This is a genomic window from Acidimangrovimonas sediminis, from assembly GCF_002871005.1.
Classification (GTDB): domain Bacteria; phylum Pseudomonadota; class Alphaproteobacteria; order Rhodobacterales; family Rhodobacteraceae; genus Acidimangrovimonas; species Acidimangrovimonas sediminis.
The window spans coordinates 24678-47379 of the sequence record NZ_PHSN01000021.1; the positions used below are offsets into that span (position 1 = coordinate 24678).

At 67.3% G+C, this 22702-nt stretch carries 22 protein-coding genes; 16 read left to right on the forward strand and 6 right to left on the reverse strand.

Annotated elements, in window-relative coordinates:
• Position 1: 1 nt before the first annotated feature.
• On the forward strand, positions 2–790 hold the full coding sequence (locus CVV76_RS18330) for an enoyl-ACP reductase FabI (RefSeq protein WP_102226139.1): 789 nt from the start codon (positions 2–4) through the stop codon (positions 788–790).
• Between the two features lie 95 nt (positions 791–885).
• Here CVV76_RS18330 and CVV76_RS18335 read toward each other — a convergent pair whose 3' ends face one another.
• The gene (locus CVV76_RS18335; RefSeq protein ID WP_102226140.1) at positions 886–1314 is read right to left on the reverse strand and encodes an FKBP-type peptidyl-prolyl cis-trans isomerase; all 429 of its coding nucleotides are present in this window, start codon (positions 1312–1314) and stop codon (positions 886–888) included.
• Positions 1315–1704: 390 nt separating this feature from the next.
• Here CVV76_RS18335 and rpsD point away from each other — a divergent pair, with 390 nt between their 5' ends.
• The 5 genes from rpsD (at position 1705) to CVV76_RS18360 (ending at position 6080) form a co-directional block, all read left to right on the forward strand.
• Positions 1705–2325, forward strand: a complete 621-nt coding sequence (rpsD, locus tag CVV76_RS18340) for a 30S ribosomal protein S4 (protein WP_102226141.1) — start codon at positions 1705–1707, stop codon at positions 2323–2325.
• Positions 2326–2597: 272 nt separating this feature from the next.
• Positions 2598–2981 carry a rhodanese-like domain-containing protein gene (locus CVV76_RS18345; RefSeq protein ID WP_102226142.1) on the forward strand — a complete coding sequence of 128 codons (384 nt, stop codon included), beginning with the start codon at positions 2598–2600 and terminating at the stop codon, positions 2979–2981.
• A 161-nt stretch (positions 2982–3142) separates the two neighbouring features.
• Positions 3143–4228, forward strand: coding sequence for a histidinol-phosphate transaminase (gene hisC, locus CVV76_RS18350; RefSeq protein ID WP_102226143.1), 1086 nt, complete (start codon positions 3143–3145; stop codon positions 4226–4228).
• Positions 4228–5145 (forward strand): prephenate/arogenate dehydrogenase family protein, encoded by a 918-nt coding sequence (locus tag CVV76_RS18355; protein ID WP_102226144.1) that lies wholly within the window; start codon positions 4228–4230, stop codon positions 5143–5145. The genes hisC and CVV76_RS18355 overlap by 1 nt, the downstream gene beginning before the upstream one ends.
• Before the next feature lie 227 nt (positions 5146–5372).
• On the forward strand, positions 5373–6080 hold the full coding sequence (locus tag CVV76_RS18360) for an extensin-like domain-containing protein (RefSeq protein WP_158243193.1): 708 nt from the start codon (positions 5373–5375) through the stop codon (positions 6078–6080).
• Between the two features lie 39 nt (positions 6081–6119).
• Here the strand turns inward: CVV76_RS18360 and CVV76_RS18365 are convergent, their stop codons facing one another.
• Complete coding sequence (locus tag CVV76_RS18365; protein WP_102226146.1) at positions 6120–7127, reverse strand: DUF2125 domain-containing protein; 1008 nt, start codon at positions 7125–7127, stop codon at positions 6120–6122.
• 71 nt (positions 7128–7198) lie between these two features.
• Here CVV76_RS18365 and CVV76_RS18370 point away from each other — a divergent pair, with 71 nt between their 5' ends.
• The 3 genes from CVV76_RS18370 to CVV76_RS18380 all read left to right on the forward strand — a co-directional run bounded on the left by CVV76_RS18370 (position 7199) and on the right by CVV76_RS18380 (position 10901).
• Positions 7199–7741, forward strand: coding sequence for a gamma-glutamylcyclotransferase (locus CVV76_RS18370; RefSeq protein ID WP_102226147.1), 543 nt, complete (start codon positions 7199–7201; stop codon positions 7739–7741).
• 195 nt (positions 7742–7936) lie between these two features.
• Positions 7937–9145: a biopolymer transporter ExbB gene (locus tag CVV76_RS18375; RefSeq protein WP_102226148.1), complete on the forward strand. Its 1209-nt coding sequence runs from the start codon at positions 7937–7939 to the stop codon at positions 9143–9145.
• Positions 9146–9149: 4 nt separating this feature from the next.
• Positions 9150–10901 (forward strand): peptidoglycan -binding protein, encoded by a 1752-nt coding sequence (locus CVV76_RS18380; protein ID WP_102226149.1) that lies wholly within the window; start codon positions 9150–9152, stop codon positions 10899–10901.
• On the opposite strand, the gene CVV76_RS18385 is transcribed toward CVV76_RS18380, so the two are convergent.
• The 3 genes from CVV76_RS18385 to gloB form a co-directional block, all read right to left on the reverse strand.
• Positions 10898–11377, reverse strand: coding sequence for a GNAT family N-acetyltransferase (locus CVV76_RS18385; protein WP_102226150.1), 480 nt, complete (start codon positions 11375–11377; stop codon positions 10898–10900). The genes CVV76_RS18380 and CVV76_RS18385 overlap by 4 nt on opposite strands.
• A 149-nt stretch (positions 11378–11526) precedes the next feature.
• The gene (gene clpA / locus CVV76_RS18390) at positions 11527–13851 is read right to left on the reverse strand and encodes an ATP-dependent Clp protease ATP-binding subunit ClpA (RefSeq protein ID WP_102226151.1); all 2325 of its coding nucleotides are present in this window, start codon (positions 13849–13851) and stop codon (positions 11527–11529) included.
• Positions 13852–14029: 178 nt separating this feature from the next.
• Positions 14030–14791 carry a hydroxyacylglutathione hydrolase gene (gloB, locus tag CVV76_RS18395; RefSeq protein WP_102226152.1) on the reverse strand — a complete coding sequence of 254 codons (762 nt, stop codon included), beginning with the start codon at positions 14789–14791 and terminating at the stop codon, positions 14030–14032.
• 150 nt (positions 14792–14941) lie between these two features.
• On the opposite strand from gloB, the gene CVV76_RS18400 reads away from it, so the two are divergent.
• The 7 genes from CVV76_RS18400 to CVV76_RS18435 all read left to right on the forward strand — a co-directional run bounded on the left by CVV76_RS18400 (position 14942) and on the right by CVV76_RS18435 (position 21521).
• Positions 14942–15685, forward strand: coding sequence for a class I SAM-dependent methyltransferase (locus CVV76_RS18400; RefSeq protein ID WP_102226153.1), 744 nt, complete (start codon positions 14942–14944; stop codon positions 15683–15685).
• A gap of 402 nt (positions 15686–16087) precedes the next feature.
• On the forward strand, positions 16088–16654 hold the full coding sequence (locus CVV76_RS18410) for a F0F1 ATP synthase subunit delta (RefSeq protein ID WP_102226155.1): 567 nt from the start codon (positions 16088–16090) through the stop codon (positions 16652–16654).
• Complete coding sequence (gene atpA, locus CVV76_RS18415; protein ID WP_102226156.1) at positions 16655–18193, forward strand: F0F1 ATP synthase subunit alpha; 1539 nt, start codon at positions 16655–16657, stop codon at positions 18191–18193.
• Between the two features lie 24 nt (positions 18194–18217).
• On the forward strand, positions 18218–19099 hold the full coding sequence (locus CVV76_RS18420) for a F0F1 ATP synthase subunit gamma (protein ID WP_102226157.1): 882 nt from the start codon (positions 18218–18220) through the stop codon (positions 19097–19099).
• A 19-nt stretch (positions 19100–19118) separates the two neighbouring features.
• Complete coding sequence (gene atpD, locus CVV76_RS18425; protein WP_102226158.1) at positions 19119–20540, forward strand: F0F1 ATP synthase subunit beta; 1422 nt, start codon at positions 19119–19121, stop codon at positions 20538–20540.
• A gap of 11 nt (positions 20541–20551) precedes the next feature.
• Positions 20552–20944 (forward strand): F0F1 ATP synthase subunit epsilon, encoded by a 393-nt coding sequence (locus CVV76_RS18430; RefSeq protein WP_102226159.1) that lies wholly within the window; start codon positions 20552–20554, stop codon positions 20942–20944.
• Positions 20945–21170: 226 nt separating this feature from the next.
• Positions 21171–21521: an H-type lectin domain-containing protein gene (locus CVV76_RS18435; protein ID WP_102226160.1), complete on the forward strand. Its 351-nt coding sequence runs from the start codon at positions 21171–21173 to the stop codon at positions 21519–21521.
• 57 nt (positions 21522–21578) lie between these two features.
• Here CVV76_RS18435 and CVV76_RS18440 read toward each other — a convergent pair whose 3' ends face one another.
• Positions 21579–22595: a ribose-phosphate pyrophosphokinase gene (locus tag CVV76_RS18440; protein WP_102226161.1), complete on the reverse strand. Its 1017-nt coding sequence runs from the start codon at positions 22593–22595 to the stop codon at positions 21579–21581.
• Between the last annotated feature and the right edge of the window lie 107 nt (positions 22596–22702).

The following is a 22702-nucleotide window of genomic DNA, read 5'->3' on the forward strand; positions in this document are numbered from 1 at the left end:
CATGGCCGATCTGATGAAGGGCAAGCGCGGGCTGATCATGGGGGTCGCGAACGACCGCTCGATCGCCTGGGGCATTGCCAAGGCGATGGCGGCCGAGGGGGCCGAACTGGCGTTCACCTATCAGGGCGAGGCCTTCGGCAAGCGCGTGCAACCGCTGGCCGAAAGCCTGGGCGCGAAGGTGCTGATCGATGCCGACGTGATGGACGATGCCTCGATGGACCGGGCGTTCGAGACCCTGAAATCGGAATGGGGCAGCCTCGACTTCGTGGTGCACGCGATCGCCTATTCGGACAAGAACGAGCTGACCGGGCGGTTCATCAACACCACGCGTGAGAACTTCCGCAATTCGCTTACGATTTCGTGCTATTCGCTGATCGACGTGGCGCGCCGCGCGTCGCACCTGATGCCAAGCGGCGGCACGATCCTGACCCTGACCTACCAGGGGTCGAACCGGGTGACGCCCTATTACAACGTGATGGGTGTGGCCAAGGCGGCGCTGGAATCGGCGGTGCGGTATCTGGCCAACGACCTCGGCCCCGACAACATCCGCGTCAACGCGATCTCGCCCGGCCCGATGAAGACGTTGGCCGGTGCGGCGATCGGTGGCGCGCGCAAGACCTTTCGCCAGACGGAAGCGAACGCGCCCCTGCGCGTCAACGCCACGCTCGAGGCGGTGGGTGGCACTGCGGTGTACCTGGCCTCGGACTACGGCGCCTGCACGACGGGAGAGATCGTCCGCGTCGACGGCGGTTACCACGTCTTGGGCATGCCGCAGCCGGAATACCTCTGATCCCGACCACGGATTCCGGTGCCGCGAAGGGCAGGGGGCCGGCATGGTAGGGTGCGTTTGAACGCACCCTACAAGACGGCGCCGACGTCCGCCTCTCAGACGACCTCGACCACCGAGAAGGCGAAGGTCAGTTCCTTGCCGGCAAGCGGGTGGTTGGCGTCGAGGGTGACGTGCTCGTCGGTGACCTCGACCACCTGAACCGGCATCGTCTGACCCTCGGGCGTGCGCAGCTCGAGCATCGTGCCCAGCTCCAGCGGGATGTTCTCGGGCACCTGGCTGCGCGGCACCGATTGCTTGGCGCCGTCCTGCACCGGACCATAGGCCTGCTCGGGCGGGATCGTGACGGTCTTCGCTTCGCCGATCTCCATCCCGGGCAGCTCGTTGTCGAGGCCCTGGATGATCTGGCCGGAGCCTACCGTGAATTCGAGGGGATCGCGGCCCTCGGACGAGTCGAAGACCGAACCGTCGGCGAGCGTGCCGGTGTAATGAATGCGAACCTTGTCGCCAGTTTGTACCTGGGTCATGTTTTCTCTCTTCTCTTAAGGGAATTTGCGAGGCTGCGCGCGGTTGGCACAGGTGCTCGGGTTCGCAAGACAGCCTTTCAGTCGTGGAGGGGGATGTAAACCCCCGTGCCCGGAGCAGACCTCCCCGGGCATTTGGCGGCCTCTCGGCGCGCCGTTGCTGCGGGGGGGAGGGGCTGCGGTCGAGGGCCGGGTCGTGGCGCAGACAGGTCTAGCGTCGCGTGGTTTTTCGGACCGGGGGCGTTGACTCCCCGAAAACCCCCTGTATAAGCCGCCCATCCGGGTGCCGAGGCGCCCGGCTTTTCATTGGTGTTGGTGGCTCCCGCAAGGGATTGCCTGTCGCCCTTCGGGGAAAGGACAACGCCCTTCGAGACCTTATGAAGGAGATCAGCGGTGACCAAACGCACCTCTGCCAAGTACAAGATCGACCGCCGCATGGGCGAAAACATCTGGGGCCGTCCGAAGTCCCCGGTGAACAAGCGCGAATACGGCCCGGGCCAGCACGGCCAGCGCCGCAAGAACAAGCTGTCGGACTTCGGTACCCAGCTGCGCGCCAAGCAAAAGCTCAAGGGCCACTACGGCGACCTGACCGAAAAGCAGTTCCGCCGCATCTACTCGGAAGCCGAGCGGGTGAAGGGCGACACCGGTGAAAACCTCATCGGCCTGCTGGAGCGTCGCCTCGACGCCGTCGTCTACCGCGCCAAGTTCGTGCCGACCGTCTTTGCGGCCCGCCAGTTCGTGAACCACGGCCACGTCACCGTGAACGGCAAGCGCGTCAACATCCCGTCCTACCGGGTCAAGGAAGGCGACGTCATCGCGGTCCGCGACAAGTCGCGCCAGATGGCCCTTGTCCTCGAGGCCGTGCAACTGCCCGAGCGTGAAGTGCCCGACTACATCGAGGCCGACCACTCGAAGCTGACGGCGACGTTCGTCCGCACCCCGGCCCTGGGCGATGTGCCCTACGCGGTGCAGATGGAACCGAACCTCGTGGTCGAATACTACGCCAAGAACTGATCGCGCCTCTTTCGGGGAACGCGATGGAAGGCCCGCCCTGGTGGCGGGCCTTTCTGCATCTGCACGACAATTGTCAGGGCGAGCGCGGGCGCCGCGCGGCCGTTGGGCCTTCCGTACTGCCGCCGCACACATCGGCATGGTGGCGCCGCGCCAAGTCCCGGGCCGTCGGGTGATGACCCCTTGCGGCATTCTGTTTCCCGAATATGTTCTTGGAGGCGGTCGGCCGGTCCGGTCGACCGGCGCCCCGAACGTTGCGATCAGGAGAATGCGAGATGAAGACCGAGGATATCGACGGCAAGCAGCTGGAGACCTGGACCCCCGACGAGGTGCAGGAGGCGATGATGGACGGAGAGATCGTTCTGATCGACGTGCGCACGCCGCAGGAATACATGTTCGAGAGTATCCCCGGCGCGCTTCTTGCCCCGCTGGCGAACCTCGGCGCGGTGTCGATGCCGGTGGGGGGCGACAAGCCGGTGGTGCTTTATTGCGGGTCGGCCAAGCGCTCGCGCAAGGCGGCCGAGATGTGCCTCGGCCAGAAGGGATTCGACAAGATCGCGCATCTCGAGGGCGGGTTCGGCAACTGGAAAGCCTCGAAGATGCCCTACCTCGGGACGAACATGGCCACCGGCGCACCGGAGCGCATGAAGGCGGAGTGAAGGCGGAGGGGCGACCCCGGGGCGGCCCCTCGGCCCCCTCTGCTGCGGGCCGCCTTTCGCATCCCTGCCACAGGTCGCACCCAAGCTTCGCCGCAGGCGCGAAGGGGCTGGTCTGCCGCCGGGGCCGCCGCTATGACGGGGCCGTGACCATGAGGACCGCGATGAACGACCGACCCGTACCCCAGCCCGGCATCCTGGAGATCGAGCTTTATCACGGCGGGCAGTCCCATATCGCGGGCGTCTCGAACGTGGTGAAGCTCAGCTCGAACGAGAACCCGTTCGGCCCCTCGGAGAAGTCGCGCGAGGCCTTTGCCCGCGCGGTCCACCAGCTCCACCGCTATCCCAACACCGACCACGCCGGCCTGCGCACCGCGATCGCCGAGGTGCACGGCCTCGACCCCGATTGCATCATCTGCGGCGCGGGCTCGGACGAGGTGCTGACCTTCCTGTGCCAGGCCTATGCCGGCCCGGGGGACGAGATCGTGCGGACCGAGCATGGCTTTTCGCTTTACGACGTGCTGATCCACGCGGTTGGCGCCACCCCGGTGGTCGCGCCCGAGCGCGAGCGGGTGGTGGATGTCGACGCGATCCTCGCGGCCTGCAGCGACAAGACGAAGATCGTCTTCCTGACCAACCCGGGCAACCCCAGCGCCACCATGATCGGCGGTGGAGAGGTCGCGCGGCTGGCCGAGAACATCCCCAAGCAGGCGCTGCTTGTGCTCGACGGCGCCTATGCCGAATTCGTCGAGGGGTTCGACGGCGGCAAGGCGCTGGTCGAGGCGCGCCGCAACGTGGTGATGACGCGCACCTTCTCCAAGATTTACGGCCTTGGCGGTCTGCGGATCGGCTGGGGCTATGGCCCGCGCGAGGTGATCGACGTTCTCAACCGCATCCGCGCGCCGTTCAACCTGTCGTCGGCGCAGCTTGAGACCGCCGAGGCGGCGATGCGCGATCAGGAATGGGTGTCGCGCTGCCGTCAGGAAAACAGCCGCCTGCGCGCCTGGCTGGCAGAGGCGCTGGCCGAGGTCGGCGTGCCCTCGGACACCTCTACCACCAATTTCATCCTCGCCCGCTTCGCCGATGCGGCCGAGGCCGACGCCTGCGACGCGCATCTCAAGCGCGAGGGGTTGATCGTGCGCAAGGTCGCGGGCTACGGCCTTCCGAACTGCCTGCGCATCACCGTGGGCGACGAGGCCTCGTGCCGCCGGGTGGCCCATGCCATCGCACAATTCAAGGGACAGCGCTGATGGCGATCTACCAACGAGTGGCACTGATCGGGCTTGGGCTGATCGCCTCGTCCATGGCCCACGCGATTCGCCAGTTCGGGCTGGCCGACCACATCGCGGGCCATGCGAAAAGCCCCGAGACCCGGGTCATCGCCAAGGAGATCGGCCTGTGCGATTCGATCCATGCCACCGCGGCCGAGGCCGTCATGGGCGCGGATCTCGTCGTTCTTGCCGTCCCGGTGGGGGCGATGGCCGCGATCGCCGCCGAGATCGGGCCGCATCTGCGCCCGGGCACGACGGTCACCGATGTCGGCTCGGTCAAGCAGGCGGTGATCGACGCGGTCGGGCCGAAGATGCTCGACGGCGTGCATTTCATCCCCGGCCACCCGATCGCGGGCACGGAACATTCGGGGCCCCGGTCGGGCTTTGCCACGCTCTTTCGCAATCGCTGGTGGCTTCTCACGCCGCTGCCCGGCGCGGACCCGGTGCCGGTTGCCCGGCTGCGCGGCTTCTGCGAGGCGATGGGCGCCAATGTCGGGGAGATGGAGGCCGCGCACCATGATCTGGTGCTGGCCGTCACCAGCCACGTGCCGCACCTGATCGCCTACACGATGGTGGGCGTGGCCGACGACCTGAGCCGTGTCACCGACAGCGAGGTGGTGCGCTATTCCGCCGCCGGTTTCCGCGATTTCACCCGCATTGCGGCCTCGGACCCGACGATGTGGCGTGACGTCTTCCTGACCAACAAGGAGGCGACGCTGGAGATCCTCGGCCGGTTCACCGAGGAACTCTTTGCCCTCCAGCGCGCGATCCGGACGGGCGACGGCCAGCTCCTGTTCGATTACTTCACCCATACCCGCGCGATCCGCCGTGGCATCATCGAGGCCGGGCAGGACACCGCCGCCCCCGACTTCGGCCGCGCCAAGGCCGAGGGGTGACGCTCCGCGCCGGGGCGCCCGCGCTCCTGCCGGTTCTACTGACGGCGCTTCTGGCGATGGCGGGACCCGCCGTCGCCGAACCGCCCCGCGTCTCTCCCCTGCCGAAGCCGCGCCCTGGCGCTTTGGCCACGCCGGCGCCGCTGCCTTCCGGCCCTGCCACCCGGCCGCCCTTGCGTCCCGTCCCGGTGGGCAAGGGCGCCACTGCCGCGCCAACGGGGACAATCGCGGTGCAGGAAGAGCAGGCGGGGCAAGAAGATCGGGCGGGGCATGGCCCCCGCGTCTCGCTCCTGCCGCGGGCGCGCCCCGAGGTCTCTCCTCCGCCTGCGGTGCCCGGCGGGTCGGCCAAGGTCGTGCCGCAGCCGTCTGGGCTGGCTGCGATCTTCGGCAAGCACCGGGTGCCGCAGGCCGAGCGGGAGGGCAACGGCTGGATCTGCGGCGACCGGGGCATCCACGGCACACGCATCGCCGAGATCACCAGCCCGGTGGAGGGCTGCGGCATTCCCGCGCCGGTGCGCGTGACCGGCGTCGCGGGCCTTGCCCTCGATCCGCCGGCGGTGATCGACTGCACCACGGCGCGGACGTTGCAAAGGTGGATCCGCTCGGGGCTGAAGCCCGCTGTCGGGCGCCGCGGCGGCGGGGTGGTCAAGCTGCACATCGCCGCGTCCTACGTCTGCCGGCCCCGCAACAACCGCAAGGGTGCGAGGATCTCGGAGCATGGTCTGGGCCATGCCGTCGATATCTCGGAATTCACCCTGCGCGACGGAACGGTGCGGAGCGTCGCCAAGGATTACCGCGCCACCCGCTGGATGCATGCGGCCTATGGCGCGGCCTGCGGGATCTTCGGCACCACGCTTGGGCCGGGCAGCGACGGCTATCACAAGACGCATTTCCACTTCGATACCGCCCATTACCGGGGCGGGCCCTACTGTCGCTAGGCTATCGGGTGAGGCGTGGGACGCCGCCCGGGATTGGACTCAGGAAGGGGCCGCAGCGGGCGCCAGTCGCGGTGCCGGGCCCAGCGGCAGCGGCCCGAGGCTCATCCATCCGTCGTGGAAGCTGAGCGGCAGCGAGACCGTGTCGGGCGCACCCGACCCCTTGGCCAGCGCGGCCAGCGCATTGCGCCAGGTGGGGGCCACCCCGGGCTTGATCAGGCCCTGCGCCTCGGCAATGTCGATCAGCGGCTGCCAATGGGTGACCGACAGCGTGATACGGCCCTCGGGCACCCCGTTGGCGCCGACCGTCAGCTTTCCGTTCGCGGTGGCCTTCACCGGCCCCCAGTCAAGCCGCGTATCGGTGAGCGCCAGCGCCGTCGCGCGGGGCCGGGTCTGTCCCGCGTGCCGGTCGAGCGGGGCCGATAGCGTCACCTGCCCCTCGAGATGCACGAGGCCGATCCGGTCGGGCAGGGCGCCCTTGGGGTCGATCCGGGCCCGGAGCGTCGGGTTCGGCACGATGTCGACCAGTTCGGCACCGAAGCGATAGGTGGCCGGGCCCGCCAGCCGGTTCGCGGCGAGCCGCGCCTGTTTCAGCGTCGCACCCCAGCCGGCAGAGGAGGTGACCGAAAGCTTGTCGCCCACCAGCGCGAGGCTGTCGAAGCTGAGTGCGGTATCGGCGGCGAGGTTGAAGTTGGCGCCGATCTGCTGGCCGTCGACCGACAGCTTCTGCCCCGGCAGGTCCAGCGTCTGCGTGCCGTCCAGCGAGGCGATCATCCGGTTCGGTCGGTAGCTGAGCGCGAAGAGCTGCACCCCCGGCGCGTGCCACACAAGGCGGTTTCCGGGGGCCCCAAGCGTCACGTCATGCAGGCTCAGGTCGAAGCGGTTGGGAAAGCCCTGCACCCGGAGCGCGGTGTAGGAGGCCACCCGCCCATCGGCCCGCGCCTTCTGGAACGCCGCCTCGACGCCGCGTTCCAGCGCCGTGCTGCCCGCGACCCAGTAGCCGCCCCAGAGCGCGCCAAGCGCGATGACGATCCCGATGATCCAGCGCATCCGGCCTTTCCCTTAGCTTGCCGAGGGTGTTTACAGGGGCCGCGCGCGAGAGGAAAGCGATTGGAAAGGCAATGACGGACAACACCCTGTGGGTCTTTGGTTACGGCTCGTTGATCTGGCACCCGGGTTTTCCGGTGGCCGAACGCCGGATCGCCCGGCTGCCGGGCTGGCACCGGTCGTTCTGCATGCGCTCGATCCACCACCGCGGCACCGAGGCAGAGCCGGGCCTCGTGCTGGCGCTCGACGCGGCCGAGGGGGCGGTGTGCGACGGGGTGTGCTTTGCCGTCGAGGCGGGCGCCGAGGAGGCCACGATCGCTTATCTGCGCGAGCGAGAGCTGATCTCCTCGGCCTATCTGGAGACCTGGCAGGCGGCGGAACTGACGGACGGGCCGGCGGTGCGCGCGCTGACCTATGTCATCGACCCCGATCACGTGCAGTATTGCGGCGGGCTGCCACTGGAGGAGCAGGCGCGGATCATCGCCCATGCCGAGGGTGGGCGGGGCCCGAACTGCGAGTATCTCTACAACACCGAGGCACATCTGGCCGAGCTGGGGATCGCGGATCCGGATCTTGGCTGGCTGAGCGCGCGGGTCCGGGCGCTGCGCGGGGCCTGAGCGGCGGGCCGGCGGGGGCGCTGCCCCCTGCACCCCCGGCGTATTTGGGGAACAATGAAAGGCGGAGGGCGCGGGCCGGGCGTGAGTTGCCTGGGGGCCACGCCGGGCCGGAGCGGCGGAGGCGTCGGGAGAGGCCGGTTGTGACGCCCGTGCGCCGCCGCTAGGGTGGGCGCGAAACTGGGGCGGAAGTAGTACATGGACACGGCTGGAAGCGACGCGGAACGGTTCTTCAAGCAACCGGTGCGGCAGCTGACCACGATGCTGATCGTGGTGGCGCTGGTGGCCGTCGGCGGCTGGTTCGCCTGGCCGCGGGTCTCTGGCGTGTTCCTGTCGAACCCCTACCTCAACGGGTTGATCTTCCTCGTTTTCCTGGTCGGTGTGCTGTCTTGTTTCTGGCAGGTGGCGCGGCTGTTCTCATCGGTGCGCTGGATCAGCGATTTCGCCAAGCACCTGCCCGGGCACCAGTTCGTGCGCGCGCCGCGCCTGCTGGCCGCGCTGGCGCAGCTGCTGCGGTCGCGCGGCGCGCGGTCGCAGATCTCGGCGACCTCGGCCTCGTCGATCCTCGATTCCGTGGCGACCCGCATCGACGAGGCGCGCGACATCACGCGCTACCTGGTGAACCTGCTGGTGTTCCTGGGCCTTCTGGGCACCTTCTGGGGGCTGGCCAACACCGTGCCCGCCGTGGTGCAGACAATCCAGTCGCTGGCCCCCAAGGAAGGGCAGAGCGCGGTCGAGGTGTTCGGCAACCTGATGGGCGGCCTGCAGAAGCAGCTGGGCGGGATGGGGACGGCGTTTTCCTCGTCGCTGCTGGGTCTGGCGGGGTCGCTGGTCGTGGGGCTGCTGGAGCTGTTCGCGAGCCAGGCCGAGAACCGCTTCTACCGCCAGCTCGAGGATTGGCTTTCGACGATCACGCGGCTGGGGCTGGCCGACGGGGGCGGCGACGGCGAGCATGGCGTGCTGGCCGCGGTGATCGACCAGATGGCCGAGCAGATGGAGAACCTCCAGGCCCTCGTCGCGCAGAGCGAGGCGAGCCGGGCCGAGACCACGCAGCGGCTGGGCGATGTCGCCGTTGCGGTGGAGCGGCTGACCCAGGGCATGGCAGAGGACCGGGCCACCCGCCATGACAACGGGGTCGAGCGCGCGCTGATGGAACGCCTCGTCACGGGGCAGGAGCGGGTGGTCGAGATCCTGTCCGACGACGAGGGCGGGGGCGGCGCCGGCGGCGATGCCGAGAGCCGGATGCGCCTGCGCTCCATCGACGTGCAGCTTCTGCGCATCCTCGAGGAGCTGTCGGCGGGCCGGCAGGAAAGCCTGAGCGAGCTGCGCGGTGACATCGCGCAGCTTACCAAGGCGATCCGCGCGCTCGGCCGTATCGACGGTCGTACCGACGGCGGGCGGGGCTGACGCGATGGGATTGTCGCGCCGAGGATCCTCGTCCCGCGGCGAAGCCCCGATCTGGCCCGGCTTCGTCGACGCGATGACCTCGCTCCTGATGGTGCTGATCTTCGTGCTGACGATCTTCATGATCGTGCAATTCGTGCTGCGCGAGACGATCACCACGCAGGACAGCCAGTTGAGCGAGCTGAACACCCAGCTGTCGGGGCTGGCCAAAGCGCTGGGGCTGGAGAAGAAGAAGACTGCGGCGCTGACCGGTGATCTGAAGGTGGCGCGGCAGAAGGCGGACCAGCAGACCGCGCTGATCGCCTCGCTCAACGGGCAGCTGGCGCAGAAGGCCAGCGACCTGAAGGCGGCGCAGGACAAGATCACCTCGTTCCAGGCGCAGGTGGCGGGGCTTCTGGCAGACAAGGCGGCGGCGGAGAAGACCACGAGCGACCTGAACGCCAAGGTGAGCGACCTGCAATCGCAGCGTGATGCGTTGCAGCTGGCCGTGGCAAAGGCCCGCAAGGAGATCGACGACAAGGCCGAAGCCGCGCGCCTGGCCGCGGCCCGTGCGGACGCCCTGCAACAGCTGATCGCGAGCCTGAAGTCGCAGGCGGCGGAGAAGGACAGTTCTCTCGCCGCGCTGGCCGCGGAACTTTCGGACCAGAAGGACAAGACGCAGGCGGCCTCGGACCAGCTGGCCAAGGTGCAGTCGGACCTGTCGGATGCGCAGAAGGCGAAGCTGGCCGAGGAAGCCGCGGCGAAGGCGCTTCAGGAAAAGCTGAAGGATGCGCAGGACAAGTTCAGCGATGCCGACAAGCAGCGGCTGGCAGATGCGGCGGCGGCGAAGCTTCTGAAGGACAAACTCAAGAAATCGCAGGATGAATTGACGGCGATGACCCTGGCGCTCGAGGAGCAGCGCAAGAAGGCCGAGGATACGCTGACCTTGTTGGCCGCGGCGCAGGCTGCCGAGAAACAGGCCAAGGACAAGCAGCAGGCCCAGCTCACCGAGGCGCAGAAGCAGGCGGCCCTTCTGGCCGTGGCGAACAAGGAATTGTCCCAGCAAAAGGCGAAATCGGCCGACAGCCAGCGCAAGGTGGCGCTTCTGAACCAGCAGCTTTCGGCGCTGCGCAGCCAGTTGCAGACGCTGCAGGGGATGCTTGACGCGTCGCAGGCCAAGGATACCAAGAACAAGGTTCAGATCCAGGCGCTTGGCAGCCAGTTGAACGCGGCGCTGGCGCAGGTCGCAATGGAAACCAAAAAGCGCCTCGCCGCCGAAGAGGCCGCCCGCAAGGCCGCCGAGGAGAAGGCGCAGAACCTCGAACAATACCGGTCGGAATTCTTCGGCAAGCTCCGGCAGGTGCTGAAGGATCAGCCGGGGGTGCGGATCGTCGGCGACCGGTTCGTGTTCTCCTCCGAGGTGCTGTTCGAGCCGGGCTCGGCCACGCTCTCGCCCGAGGGCAAGAACCAGATCGCGAACGTCACGCAGACGCTCAAGACCATCGCGGCAGAGATCCCGTCCTCGATCAACTGGATCCTCGAGGTCGACGGTTTCACCGACAAGACGCCGCTGACCGGCAACGGCCAGTTCGCCGACAACTGGGAGCTATCCCAGGCCCGCGCTCTGTCCGTGGTGCATTACATGATCAACACGCTGGGGTTCCCGCCCGATCACCTGGCCGCGGCGGGTTTTGGCGAGTACCAGCCCGTGGCCACCGGCGATACGCCCGATGCCCGGGCGCAGAACCGCCGCATCGAGATGAAGCTGACCGAGCGCTAGGGCAGGGCCGACGGGATGGAGGGTGCGATGGCGGGGATTGTCATCACTTCCAGCCCCTCGATATCGCTTTCCCGCAGCGTGAAGCCGCGCGCCAGGTAGTAGGGCGCGATCCGCGGCTCGGCGCAGAGATGGCAGATCGGGTACCCCAGGCGCCCGGCCTCGGCCCGGGCCGCAGTCATCAGGCGGACGGCAAGGCCCTGACGGCGTGCCTGCGGCTCGACCCAGAGCGCGGCGATCCAGGGGGTCAGTGCCGGGCGCGAGGGCAGATCCGAGGCGATCAGCAAGACGGACCCGAAGTAACGCCCGGCATCATGGGCGACCAGCGTGCGCGGCATTCCGTCCGTTCCGGCGGTGGCCGCGATCCCGGCGCGATAGGCGTCTGTCGTCATCTCGGTGCCTTGCCACCAGGCGGCCCAGGCACGCCGGGCGACGAGCGCGGCCATCTCCGGCACCTCGCGCAGGGGGCTGATCCGCATTCGGCACTTCCTTCGAACGGCAGCGGCGGGCCCAAGAAAATTCGAATTTTCTTGCCAAATTTCTTCGAAGAAATTTGGGCTTGGCCCGCGCGATGTGAAAAGGCCCCCGGAGTAGTCTCCGGGGGCCTTCGTCGTTTTCCGGTCGCGCCTTACTCGGCGGTCAGGAGCGGCGGCTTCGAATTCGACAGCCGGCCTTTCTGGGGCTCTTCGAACTCCAGCACGATCTTGTCGTCCTTGACGCCGACCTTCACCAGCCCGCCCTTGGTCAGCTTGCCGAACAGCAGCTCTTCGGCCAGCGGCTTCTTGATGTGCTCCTGGATCACACGGCCCAGCGGACGCGCGCCCATCTTGTCGTCGTAGCCTTCCGTGGCCAGCCAGTCGGCCGCCTCGTCAGACAGCTCGATGTTCACGCCGCGGTCGAACAGCTGCGCCTCGAGCTGAAGCACGAACTTCTCGACCACCCGCAGGATCACCTCGCGCGGCAGCGGCGCGAAGGAGATGACCGCGTCCAGACGGTTGCGGAACTCGGGCGTGAAGGTCCGCTCGATCGCGGCGGTATCCTCGCCCTCGCGACGGTCGCGCCCGAAGCCGATCGCGGCCTTGGCCATGTCGGCCGCGCCCGCATTCGAGGTCATGATCAGGATCACGTTGCGGAAATCCACCGTCCGGCCGTTGTGGTCGGTCAGCTTCCCGTGGTCCATCACCTGCAGCAGGATGTTGTAGACATCCGGGTGCGCCTTTTCGATCTCGTCCAGCAGCAGCACGCAATGCGGGTGCTGGTCGACCCCGTCGGTCAGCATGCCGCCCTGATCGAAGCCGACATAGCCGGGCGGGGCGCCGATCAGGCGCGAAACCGCGTGCTTCTCCATGTATTCCGACATGTCGAAGCGCAGAAGCTCCACCCCCAGCGTGTTGGCCAGCTGGTTCGCGACCTCGGTCTTGCCGACACCGGTGGGACCCGCGAACAGGTAGTTGCCGATCGGTTTTTCCGGTTCGCGCAGGCCCGCGCGGGACAGCTTGATCGCCGAGGCCAGCGCCTCGATCGCCTTGTCCTGCCCAAACACCACGCGCTTGAGCGAGCCTTCGAGATCCTTGAGGACCTCGGCATCGTCCTTGGTGACGTTCTTTGGCGGGATCCGAGCGATCTTGGCCACCACCGCCTCGATCTCCTTGGGAGAGATCGTCTTGCGGCGCTTCGATTCCGCGACCAGATGCTGGGCCGCGCCGGCCTCGTCGATCACGTCGATCGCCTTGTCGGGCAGCTTGCGGTCATGGATGTAGCGCGACGACAGGTCCACCGCGGCGCGGATCGCATCTTGGGTGTAGCGGATGTCGTGGTGCTTCTCGAAGTACGGCTTCAGCCCCATCAGGATCTTCACCGCGTCGTCGATCGAGGGCTCGTTCACATCGATCTTCTGGAACCGGCGGCTCAGCGCGCGGTCCTTCTCGAAGTGCTGGCGGAACTCCTTGTAGGTGGTGGAGCCCATGCAGCGCAGCTTGCCGCCCTGAAGCGCGGGCTTCAGCAGGTTCGAGGCATCCATCGCGCCGCCGGAAGTGGCGCCCGCACCGATCACTGTGTGGATCTCGTCGATGAAGAGGATCGCATCGGGGTGATCCTCCAGCTCCTTCACCACGGCCTTCAGCCGTTCCTCGAAATCGCCGCGATAGCGGGTGCCCGCCAGAAGCGCGCCCATGTCGAGCGAGAAGATGGTGGCCCCGGCCAGAACCTCGGGCACCTCGTCCTGGACGATTTTCCAGGCCAGGCCCTCGGCGATGGCGGTCTTGCCCACGCCGGGATCGCCCACCAGAAGCGGGTTGTTCTTGCGGCGGCGGCACAGCACCTGAATGCAGCGCTCCACCTCATGCTCGCGGCCGATCAGCGGATCGACGTCGCCCTTGCGCGACTTGGCGTTCAGGTCGACGCAGTATTTCGCCAGCGCGGATTCCTTGGATTCGGCATTGCCGCCCTCGGATTTCTGCGCCTCTTCGGCGGGTTCCGCGCCGGTGATCGGGCGGGCCTCGCCAAAGGACGGATCCTTGGCCACGCCATGGGCGATGAAGTTCACCGCGTCGTAGCGCGTCATGTCCTGCTCCTGCAGGAAGTAGGCGGCGTTCGATTCCCGTTCGGCGAAGATCGCGACCAGCACGTTTGCACCGGTCACTTCGGACCGGCCCGACGACTGGACGTGAATCGCCGCGCGCTGGATCACGCGCTGGAACGCGGCGGTCGGCACCGCCTCGGACCCTTCGACGTCTGTCACGAGCGTCGAGAGTTCCTCGTCGATGAAGTCGTTGAGCGACTTGCGCAGCACCTCGAGATCGACGGAACACGCCCGCATCACCTTGGCGGCGTCGGGTTCGTCGGTCAGCGCCAGAAGCAGGTGTTCTAGCGTCGCGAGTTCATGTCGGCGCGCATTCGCCAGGGCCAGGGCGCCGTGGATGGCCTGTTCAAGCGTTGTCGAGAATGACGGCACGTTTCGTGCTCCTCTCCAATCTGGGTGAGGGCCGGGCCGAGGCCCGAACTCACCGTTGCCTCATAGGTTTAGAGTTCGGCTTTATTTCCGCCGCTTCAAGGCTTTTCTCTCAGAATATCCGTAATATTCCGCAAACGCCCAAAATGTGGCCGGCACACCTCAGACGTATAGGGGGCGCTCAGAAGCGATCCTTGCGGGAACGGATTTCGGCGAAGACTTGCGCCGGGGTGGCCTCGGCCAGTCCCAGTGCCTGCCTCATATGGGGTTCCCCCGCGCGAAGAAAAGGGTTGGTCGCCAGTTCTTCCGAAAGCGGCGCCTGTGCCGTCGGCTGCTTCTGCACCTTGGCCGAGACGATGCGGTCGACGCGGGCCACCAGCTCGGGGTTCTCCGGCTCGATCGTGCGGGCGAATTTCAGGTTCGCGAGCGTGTAGTCGTGGCCGGAATAGACCATGGTCTCGGGTGGCAGGGCGGCAAGCTTCGACAGGCTTTCCCACATCATTTCCGGCGTGCCTTCGAAGACGCGCCCGCAGCCCGCGGCCATCAGGCTGTCGGCGGTGAAGACGGCGGGGCCGGCGGGGAAGTGGAAGGCCACGTGTCCCAGCGTGTGGCCCGGCACCGCGATCACATGGGCCGCAAGGTCGCCGGCGCCCACGGTGTCGCCCTCGGTCAGCCCGCGGTCGAGGGGCGGCAGCTTGTCGGCCTCGTCTGCCGGCCCCATGACCACGCAGCCGTGCGCCGCGCGCAGTTCCTCGACGCCGCCGACATGGTCGTGGTGGTGGTGGGTGATCAGCAGCGTGTCCAAGGACCATCCGCGCGCGCGAAGTTCGGCGGCGATCGGCGCGGCCTCGGGCGCGTCGATCAGCATGACGCCGTCCGGGCCCTTCACGATGTAGGCGTAGTTGTCCTTCAGACAGGGTACTGTGACGATCTCGAGGGCCATGGCGTTTCCCCAGTGGTTTTGTATGCTTTCCCGGAATGTGGAGCGGATCGCCCCCGTCGGCAAGGCGGGGACGGAACGCGATGGCCCCCGCGGGCTGGGGAAGAGGCTGCCCGCCGGTGTCGGGGGCGCGATGGAAAAGGACGATGGCCGGTGCATCTCGACGTGCTCGACCTGCGCAGCTTCTATTACCGCACGGGCCTCGGGCGGGTGGCCCAGAAGGCGGTGCGCGACCAGGTGCTCGCGCTCTGGCCGAGGGCCGCGAACCAGACTGTTGTGGGCTATGGATTCGCCGTGCCGCTGCTGCGGCCTTATCTGGCCGACGCGCGCCGCGTTGTGGCGCTGATGCCCGCGCCGCAGGGGGTGATGCCCTGGCCCGCGGGCCAGCCCAACGTCTCGGCGCTGGCGGCCGAGGGCAACTGGCCGTTGCAGACCGGGATGGTCGACCGCCTGATCCTGATGCACGGGCTTGAGACCTCGGACAACCAGTCGGCCGTGCTGGAAGAGGCCGCGCGGGTGCTTGGCCCCGGCGGGCGGGCGCTGGTGATCGTGCCCAACCGCGCGGGTCTCTGGGCGCGGCGCGACGTGACGCCCTTCGGCTATGGCCGGCCCTATTCGGCCAGCCAGCTCGAGGCGCAGCTGCGCCGGCACGGGTTCCAGGCGGAACGGCACCTTTCGGCGCTTTACATGCCGCCGTCGCAGAAGCGGTTCTGGCTGCGCACCGCACCCTTCTGGGAGCGCACCGGGCGGCAGATCCCCTGGCGGGCAGGGGGCGTGCTCATGCTCGAGGTGTCCAAGCAGGCCTTCGCGCCGACGCGCCCCGGCCTCGGCGCCGTCGTCCGCCGCCCGCTCAAGGCGCTGGAGGGTATTCCCTCGCCGGGGGTGAAGCCGATCTGACGGGCCCCGGGGGCCGTTCGGTCCCCGGTCTGGCCGGTCCCGGCGCCATGATGGACGCGCGCGCTCGCGAATCTCTCAATATGGGACGCGGCAGCCTGCCGTGGGGGAAGCGGGCGCCCCAGCGCGCCGGCGGGCGGAATGCAAGAGCGTTAGCGCAACCTTTATCGCGACCTCCCGTCGCAGGTCGCGCCGCGCATCTGGTGACGATGCGACGCGGGTCCCCAAACCTCACCGGATCGTGAGCAATGTGGTTGCTAGGCGGGGTTTGCTCTGCTACACCACCGCCGGATTTGAGGATACATACATCGGTATGTATCACGGGAGGCCTTTGCAAAACGTGAATCGATCCCGGCGACCGATCGGGAGGGGTTTGCGCGGTGCAGGGGCCAAGACAGCGGAAGGGTGAACGTGTCCGAACCAGCCTCGACCTCTTCCGGCATCGCCGCCCGCTACGCCACGGCCGTTTTCGACCTGGCGTGCGAGGACAAGGCGCTGCCGAAACTGGAAAGTGACGTCGACGCGATCGACGAGGCGCTCAAAGGCAGCGCCGATCTGCGCGATCTCATTTCGTCGCCGATCTACACCCGGGCCCAGCAGGGCGCCGCGATCACTGCGATCGCGGACAAGATGGGTCTGACGCCGCTGATGCGGAATACCTTGTCTGTGATGGCAGGAAAGCGCCGGCTTTTCGTCCTTCCGCAGCTGGTCGTCGTGCTACGCGCGCTGATCGCCGAGGAAAAGGGCGAGGTGACCGCCGAGGTGCGTTCGGCCACCGAACTGAGCAAGGCGCAGTCCGACAAGCTGATCGCGGCGCTGAAGTCGCAGATCGGCAAGGACATCAAACTGAAAACGACTGTGGACGAGGGGCTGATCGGCGGCCTCGTCGTGAAAGTGGGCTCGAAGATGATCGACACCTCGATCCGCTCGAAGCTTGCCTCCCTCCAGAATGCAATGAAAGAGGTCGGATAAATGGGTATCCAAGCAGCTGAGATTTCTGCGATCCTCAAGGAGCAGATCAAGAACTTCGGCCAGGAGGCGGAAGTCGCAGAAGTCGGCCGCGTGCTGTCCGTGGGTGACGGGATCGCGCGGGTTCACGGCCTCGACAACGTGCAGGCGGGCGAGCTGGTGGAATTCCCCGGCGGCATCACCGGCATGGCGCTCAACCTCGAGATGGACAACGTCGGTGTCGTGATCTTCGGCTCGGACCAGGACATCAAGGAAGGCGATACCGTCAAGCGCACCAAGTCGATCGTCGACGTGCCGGCGGGTGAGGCGCTGCTTGGCCGCGTGGTCGACGGTCTCGGCAACCCGATCGACGGCAAGGGCCCGATCGCGGCGTCCGAGCGCCGGGTGGCCGACGTGAAGGCGCCGGGCATCATCCCGCGGAAATCGGTGCACGAGCCGATGGCGACCGGCCTCAAGTCGGTCGACGCCATGATCCCGATCGGCCGCGGCCAGCGCGAGCTGATCATCGGCGACCGCCAGACCGGCAAGACCGCCGTTGCGCTCGATGCGATCCTGAACCAGAAAAGCTACAACGACGCCGCCGGCGACGATGAATCGAAAAAGCTGTACTGCATCTACGTCGCGGTGGGGCAGAAGCGTTCGACCGTTGCCCAGCTGGTGAAGAAGCTCGAGGAAACCGGCGCTATCGACTATTCGATCGTCGTGGCCGCGACCGCCTCGGACCCGGCGCCGATGCAGTTCCTCGCGCCCTATTCGGCGACTGCCATGGCGGAATTCTTCCGCGACAACGGCCGCCACGCGCTGATCATCTACGATGACCTGTCGAAACAGGCTGTCGCCTACCGCCAGATGTCGCTTCTGCTGCGCCGTCCGCCGGGGCGTGAAGCCTACCCGGGCGACGTTTTCTACCTGCACTCCCGCCTGCTGGAGCGTTCGGCCAAGCTGAACGAGGACAACGGCTCGGGCTCGCTTACCGCACTGCCGATCATCGAGACCCAGGGCGGCGACGTGTCGGCCTTCATTCCGACCAACGTGATCTCGATCACCGATGGTCAGATCTTCCTCGAGACCGAACTGTTCTACCAAGGCATCCGCCCGGCCGTGAACACCGGTCTGTCGGTGTCGCGCGTCGGCTCCTCGGCCCAGACCAAGGCGATGTCCTCGGTGGCCGGCCCGGTGAAGCTGTCGCTGGCCCAGTACCGCGAGATGGCGGCCTTCGCGCAGTTCGGCTCGGACCTCGATGCCGCGACGCAGAAGCTGCTGAACCGCGGCGCGCGCCTGACCGAGCTGATGAAGCAGCCGCAATACGCGCCGCTCAGCAACGCGGAAATCGTGTGCGTGATCTTTGCCGGCACCAACGGCTATCTCGACAAGGTTCCGGTGAAGGAAGTCGGCCGCTACGAAGAGGGCCTGCTGAAGCACCTGCGTACCGCGCACAAGGACCTGCTCGACGACATCACCCAGAACGACCGCAAGGTGAAGGGTGAGCTCGAGGACAAGATCAAGGCCGCGCTGGACGAGTACGCGAAAGACTTCGCGTAAGCGCGGGGCGGGGAGAGTAGACAGATGCCCAGCCTCAAGGATCTGAAAAACCGGATCGCGAGTGTGAAAAACACCCGCAAGATCACCAAGGCCATGCAGATGGTCGCGGCGGCCAAGCTCCGCCGCGCCCAGGAGGCCGCCGAAGCCGCCCGGCCCTATGCCGAGCGGATGAACGCGGTCATGGCCGGCCTCGCCGCCTCGGTGAAGGGGGCGGACAACGCGCCGCGCCTTCTGGCGGGGACCGGGTCGGACAAGGTGCAGCTTGTGGTCGTGATGACGGCCGAGCGCGGCCTCTGCGGCGGCTTCAACTCGTCCATCGTGCGGCTTGCGCGTCAGCGCATCGCCGCGCTTCAGGCCGAGGGCAAGACCGTCAAGGTGCTGACCGTCGGCAAGAAGGGCCGCGAGCAACTGCGCCGCGACTTCGGCAACCTGCTGATCGACCATGTCGACCTGAGCGAGGTCCGGCGCATCGGCTATGACAACGCCCAAGGCATCGCGCGCAGCATCCTCAAGCGGTTCGACGCGGGCGAGTTCGACGTCGCGACGATCTTCTACAACCGCTTCGAGTCGGTGATCTCTCAGGTGCCGACGGCGCTTCAGGTGATCCCGGCCAAGTACGACGAGAGCGACGCGCCGGAAACCGGCGAGAACACGGTCTATGACTACGAGCCCTCGGAAGAGGAGATCCTGGCCGACCTGCTGCCGCGCGGCGTGGCGACCCAGATCTTCACCGCGCTGCTGGAAAACGCGGCGTCCGAGCAGGGCGCGCGGATGACCGCCATGGACAACGCGACCCGCAACGCGGGCGACATGATCGACCGCCTGACCATCGAGTACAACCGTACCCGTCAGGCCGCGATCACCAAGGAACTGATCGAAATCATCTCGGGCGCCGAGGCGCTCTGACGGAACCGGAGAGAGATACATGGCAAGCAAAGGTAAAGTGACCCAGGTCATCGGCGCCGTCGTCGACGTGCAGTTCGAAGACGGGCTTCCGGCCATCCTCAACGCCCTCGAGACCGACAACAACGGCAAGCGCCTGGTCCTCGAAGTGGCCCAGCACCTGGGCGAAAGCACCGTCCGCGCCATCGCGATGGACGCGACCGAAGGCCTCGTGCGCGGCCAGGCCGTGACCGACACCGGGTCGCCGATCTCGGTGCCCGTCGGCACCGCCACGCTCGGCCGCATCCTCAACGTCGTCGGCGAGCCGGTGGACGAAAAGGGCCCGGTCGAGGCCGAGGAATTCCGCCCGATCCACGCCCCCGCGCCCGAATTCTCGGAGCAGGCGACCGAGGCCGAGATCCTCGTCACCGGCATCAAGGTGATCGACCTCCTGGCCCCCTACGCCAAGGGCGGCAAGATCGGCCTGTTCGGCGGCGCCGGCGTGGGCAAGACGGTTCTGATCCAGGAACTGATCAACAACATCGCCAAGGTCCACTCGGGCCTGTCGGTTTTTGCCGGCGTGGGCGAGCGGACGCGTGAGGGCAACGACCTCTACCACGAGATGATCGAGTCGGGCGTTCTGACCCCGGACAACCTGCCCGATTCCAAGATCGCGCTGGTCTACGGTCAGATGAACGAGCCGCCGGGTGCCCGTGCCCGCATCGCGCTGACCGGTCTGACCATAGCCGAACAGTTCCGCGACGCCACCGGCAGCGACGTGCTGTTCTTCGTCGACAACATCTTCCGCTTCACCCAGGCGGGTTCGGAGATGTCGGCGCTTCTGGGCCGCATCCCCTCGGCCGTGGGCTACCAGCCGACGCTGGCCACCGACATGGGCGCGATGCAGGAACGCATCACCTCGACCAAAGCGGGCTCGATCACCTCGATCCAGGCCGTCTACGTCCCGGCCGACGACCTCACCGACCCGGCTCCGGCCACGACCTTCGCCCACCTCGACGCGACGACCGTTCTCAACCGCGCGATCTCGGAGCTGGGGATCTACCCGGCCGTCGACCCGCTCGACTCGACCTCGCGCCTGATGGATCCGCAGGTCATCGGGGAAGAGCACTACCAGGTCGCCCGCGACGTTCAGGGGATCCTCCAGCGCTACAAGTCGCTGCAGGACATCATCGCCATCCTCGGGATGGACGAGCTGAGCGAAGAGGACAAGCAGACCGTGGCCCGCGCCCGGAAGATCCAGCGTTTCCTGTCGCAGCCGTTCGACGTGGCGAAGGTCTTCACCGGTTCGGACGGGGTTCAGGTCCCGCTCGAAAAGACGATCGCGTCGTTCAAGGCCGTCGTCGCCGGCGAATACGATCACCTGCCCGAGGCCGCCTTCTACATGGTCGGCGACATCGAGGAAGTGATCGCCAAGGCCGAGCGTCTGGCAGCGGCCGCGGCCTGAGGAGGGCATAGCTGATGGCCACGATGCAATTCGATCTCGTCTCGCCCGAGCGCATGCTCGCCTCGTTCGAGGCGACCGCGGTCGAGGTGCCCGGCGCCGAGGGCGATCTCGAGGCGATGCCGGGCCACGAACCGGTCATCACCACGCTGCGCCCGGGGGTTCTTCGGGCGCACGGGGCCGAGGGGCGCAAGTCCTTCATCGTGACCGGCGGCTTCGCCCAGATCAACGGCACCTCTATCTCGGTCCTGGCCGAGCGCGCGGTGGCGATCGAGGAAGCGACCGGCACGATCATGGACGAGCTTCTGGAAGAGGCCCGGAGCCTTGCCGAGGCGGCGCTGCCCGAAGACAAGGACGCCGCGCAGAAGCTGGTGCACGACGTCGAGATGCTGCGCGCCCGGGTCTGATACCGGCGCGGCAGATGGAAGAATGACGAAGGGCTCCGCGATGGCGGGGCCCTTTGCATTTGGACGTGGGGACACCGCCGTTCCCGCGCCCGGGCGCAGGGGGGTTGCGCGGCGCGGCGCGGTCGGGGATAGATTCCATCGGCATGTCATGGCTCGGCGCCTTTCATGCCGGTTCGGCACCGCAGGACCGGCGGGGCCCGCATCGAATGAGGGAGGACCCGCAGGGATGAAGCGCCTGCGCAGCAACGTGGTGGGGATCGAGCAGGGGGCGTCGCTGCTGTTCTCGGATTACGAAGACAACGGGGCGATGTGGACCGGGACGGGCCCGCGCGAGGCGCGCCAGCCGGTGCAGTTTTCCGAAACCTTCCGCGCGCCGCCAGCGGTCACCGTCGGCATCGGCATGTGGGACATGGACCACAAGGCCAACCTGCGCGCCGACATCAGCGCCGAACATGTCACCGCCAAGGGGTTCGAGATCGTTTTCCGCACCTGGGGCGACAGCCGCGTCGCCCGGGTGCGCGCCGAGTGGATGGCGATCGGCGCGCTCAGGGATGAGGACGACTGGGAGATCGACTGACCCCGGTCGTCCGCCGGGTGCCCGGCTCGTCGCGGGCTCAGCACCGTGGCAGGGGCCTCAGCGCGAATACATGCCCTCGTAGATCGGCACCAGGGTCTCGGTCTCGAACAGCGACGACACCGAGGTCCCGTTCCAGGTGTTCAGGATCGCCTGGGCGAACATCGGCGCGGTCGGCACGATGCGGATGTTCGCCGCGCCCTTCACCGGCTCCGTCGGTTCGATCGAGTCGGTTATCACCAGGCTCTTCATCACGGAGTTGGTGATCCGCTCCACCGCCGGCCCCGAAAGAACGCCGTGCGTGATGTAGGCGTGCACCTCGCTCGCGCCATGCTCGATCAGCAGTTCGGCCGCCTTGCACAGCGTGCCCGCCGTGTCGCAGATGTCGTCGATGATCAGGCAGGTCTTGCCGGTGACGTCGCCGATCACCGTCATCTCGGCCACTTCGCCCGCCTTCTCGCGCCGCTTGTCGACGATCGCCAGCGGCGCGTTGATCCGCTTGGCCAGTTCCCGCGCGCGGCCGACGCCGCCGACGTCGGGCGAGACCACCATCAGCTCTCCCATGCGGCCCTTGAAGTGGTGCTCGATGTCCAGCGCAAAGATAGGCGCGGCATACAGGTTGTCGACCGGGATGTCGAAGAAGCCCTGGATCTGCGTCGCGTGCAGATCCATCGTCAGCACCCGCTCGATCCCCGCCTCGACCAGCAGGTTGGCGATCAGCTTGGCGCTGATCGGTGTCCGGGCCTTGGTGCGGCGGTCCTGCCGGGCGTAGCCGAAGTAGGGGATCACCGCGGTGATGCGGTCGGCGGAGGAGCGGCGCAGCGCGTCGGCGATGATCAGCAGCTCCATCAGGTTGTCGTTCGCCGGGTTGGAGGTCGGCTGGATGATGAACATGTCCTCGCCGCGGACGTTCTCGTAGACCTCGACGAAGATCTCCTGATCGTTGAACCGTTCGACCCGCGCGTTCACCAGCCCGACGGACATGCCCCGGTGCATCGACATCCGCCGCGCGATGGCGGTGGCGAGGACACGGTTAGCGTTGCCGGAAATCAGTTTCGGCTCGGTGATGGCGGGCATGGGCAGATCCTGGTCAGGGGCGCAGGGAGGGCGCAGGAAGTATGACGCGAAACGGGGCGCAATTGCAGGCGGGGACTGGTCAATTGAAGGATTCGTGACGTTGACAC

What these genes read in the sequence shown, in the direction of transcription:
- CVV76_RS18385 (WP_102226150.1), bottom strand. Translation starts at nt 11,377, where the DNA reads ATGCGGATCAGCCCCCTGCGCGAGGTGCCGGAGATGGCCGCGCTCGTC.
- CVV76_RS18380 (WP_102226149.1), top strand. Translation starts at nt 9,150, where the DNA reads ATGGGATTGTCGCGCCGAGGATCCTCGTCCCGCGGCGAAGCCCCGATC.
- CVV76_RS18375 (WP_102226148.1), top strand. Translation starts at nt 7,937, where the DNA reads ATGGACACGGCTGGAAGCGACGCGGAACGGTTCTTCAAGCAACCGGTG.
- CVV76_RS18365 (WP_102226146.1), bottom strand. Translation starts at nt 7,127, where the DNA reads ATGCGCTGGATCATCGGGATCGTCATCGCGCTTGGCGCGCTCTGGGGC.
- CVV76_RS18435 (WP_102226160.1), top strand. Translation starts at nt 21,171, where the DNA reads ATGAAGCGCCTGCGCAGCAACGTGGTGGGGATCGAGCAGGGGGCGTCG.
- CVV76_RS18355 (WP_102226144.1), top strand. Translation starts at nt 4,228, where the DNA reads ATGGCGATCTACCAACGAGTGGCACTGATCGGGCTTGGGCTGATCGCC.
- gloB (WP_102226152.1), bottom strand. Translation starts at nt 14,791, where the DNA reads ATGGCCCTCGAGATCGTCACAGTACCCTGTCTGAAGGACAACTACGCC.
- CVV76_RS18440 (WP_102226161.1), bottom strand. Translation starts at nt 22,595, where the DNA reads ATGCCCGCCATCACCGAGCCGAAACTGATTTCCGGCAACGCTAACCGT.
- CVV76_RS18420 (WP_102226157.1), top strand. Translation starts at nt 18,218, where the DNA reads ATGCCCAGCCTCAAGGATCTGAAAAACCGGATCGCGAGTGTGAAAAAC.
- atpD (WP_102226158.1), top strand. Translation starts at nt 19,119, where the DNA reads ATGGCAAGCAAAGGTAAAGTGACCCAGGTCATCGGCGCCGTCGTCGAC.
- hisC (WP_102226143.1), top strand. Translation starts at nt 3,143, where the DNA reads ATGAACGACCGACCCGTACCCCAGCCCGGCATCCTGGAGATCGAGCTT.
- CVV76_RS18370 (WP_102226147.1), top strand. Translation starts at nt 7,199, where the DNA reads ATGACGGACAACACCCTGTGGGTCTTTGGTTACGGCTCGTTGATCTGG.
- atpA (WP_102226156.1), top strand. Translation starts at nt 16,655, where the DNA reads ATGGGTATCCAAGCAGCTGAGATTTCTGCGATCCTCAAGGAGCAGATC.
- CVV76_RS18335 (WP_102226140.1), bottom strand. Translation starts at nt 1,314, where the DNA reads ATGACCCAGGTACAAACTGGCGACAAGGTTCGCATTCATTACACCGGC.
- CVV76_RS18330 (WP_102226139.1), top strand. Translation starts at nt 2, where the DNA reads ATGGCCGATCTGATGAAGGGCAAGCGCGGGCTGATCATGGGGGTCGCG.
- CVV76_RS18345 (WP_102226142.1), top strand. Translation starts at nt 2,598, where the DNA reads ATGAAGACCGAGGATATCGACGGCAAGCAGCTGGAGACCTGGACCCCC.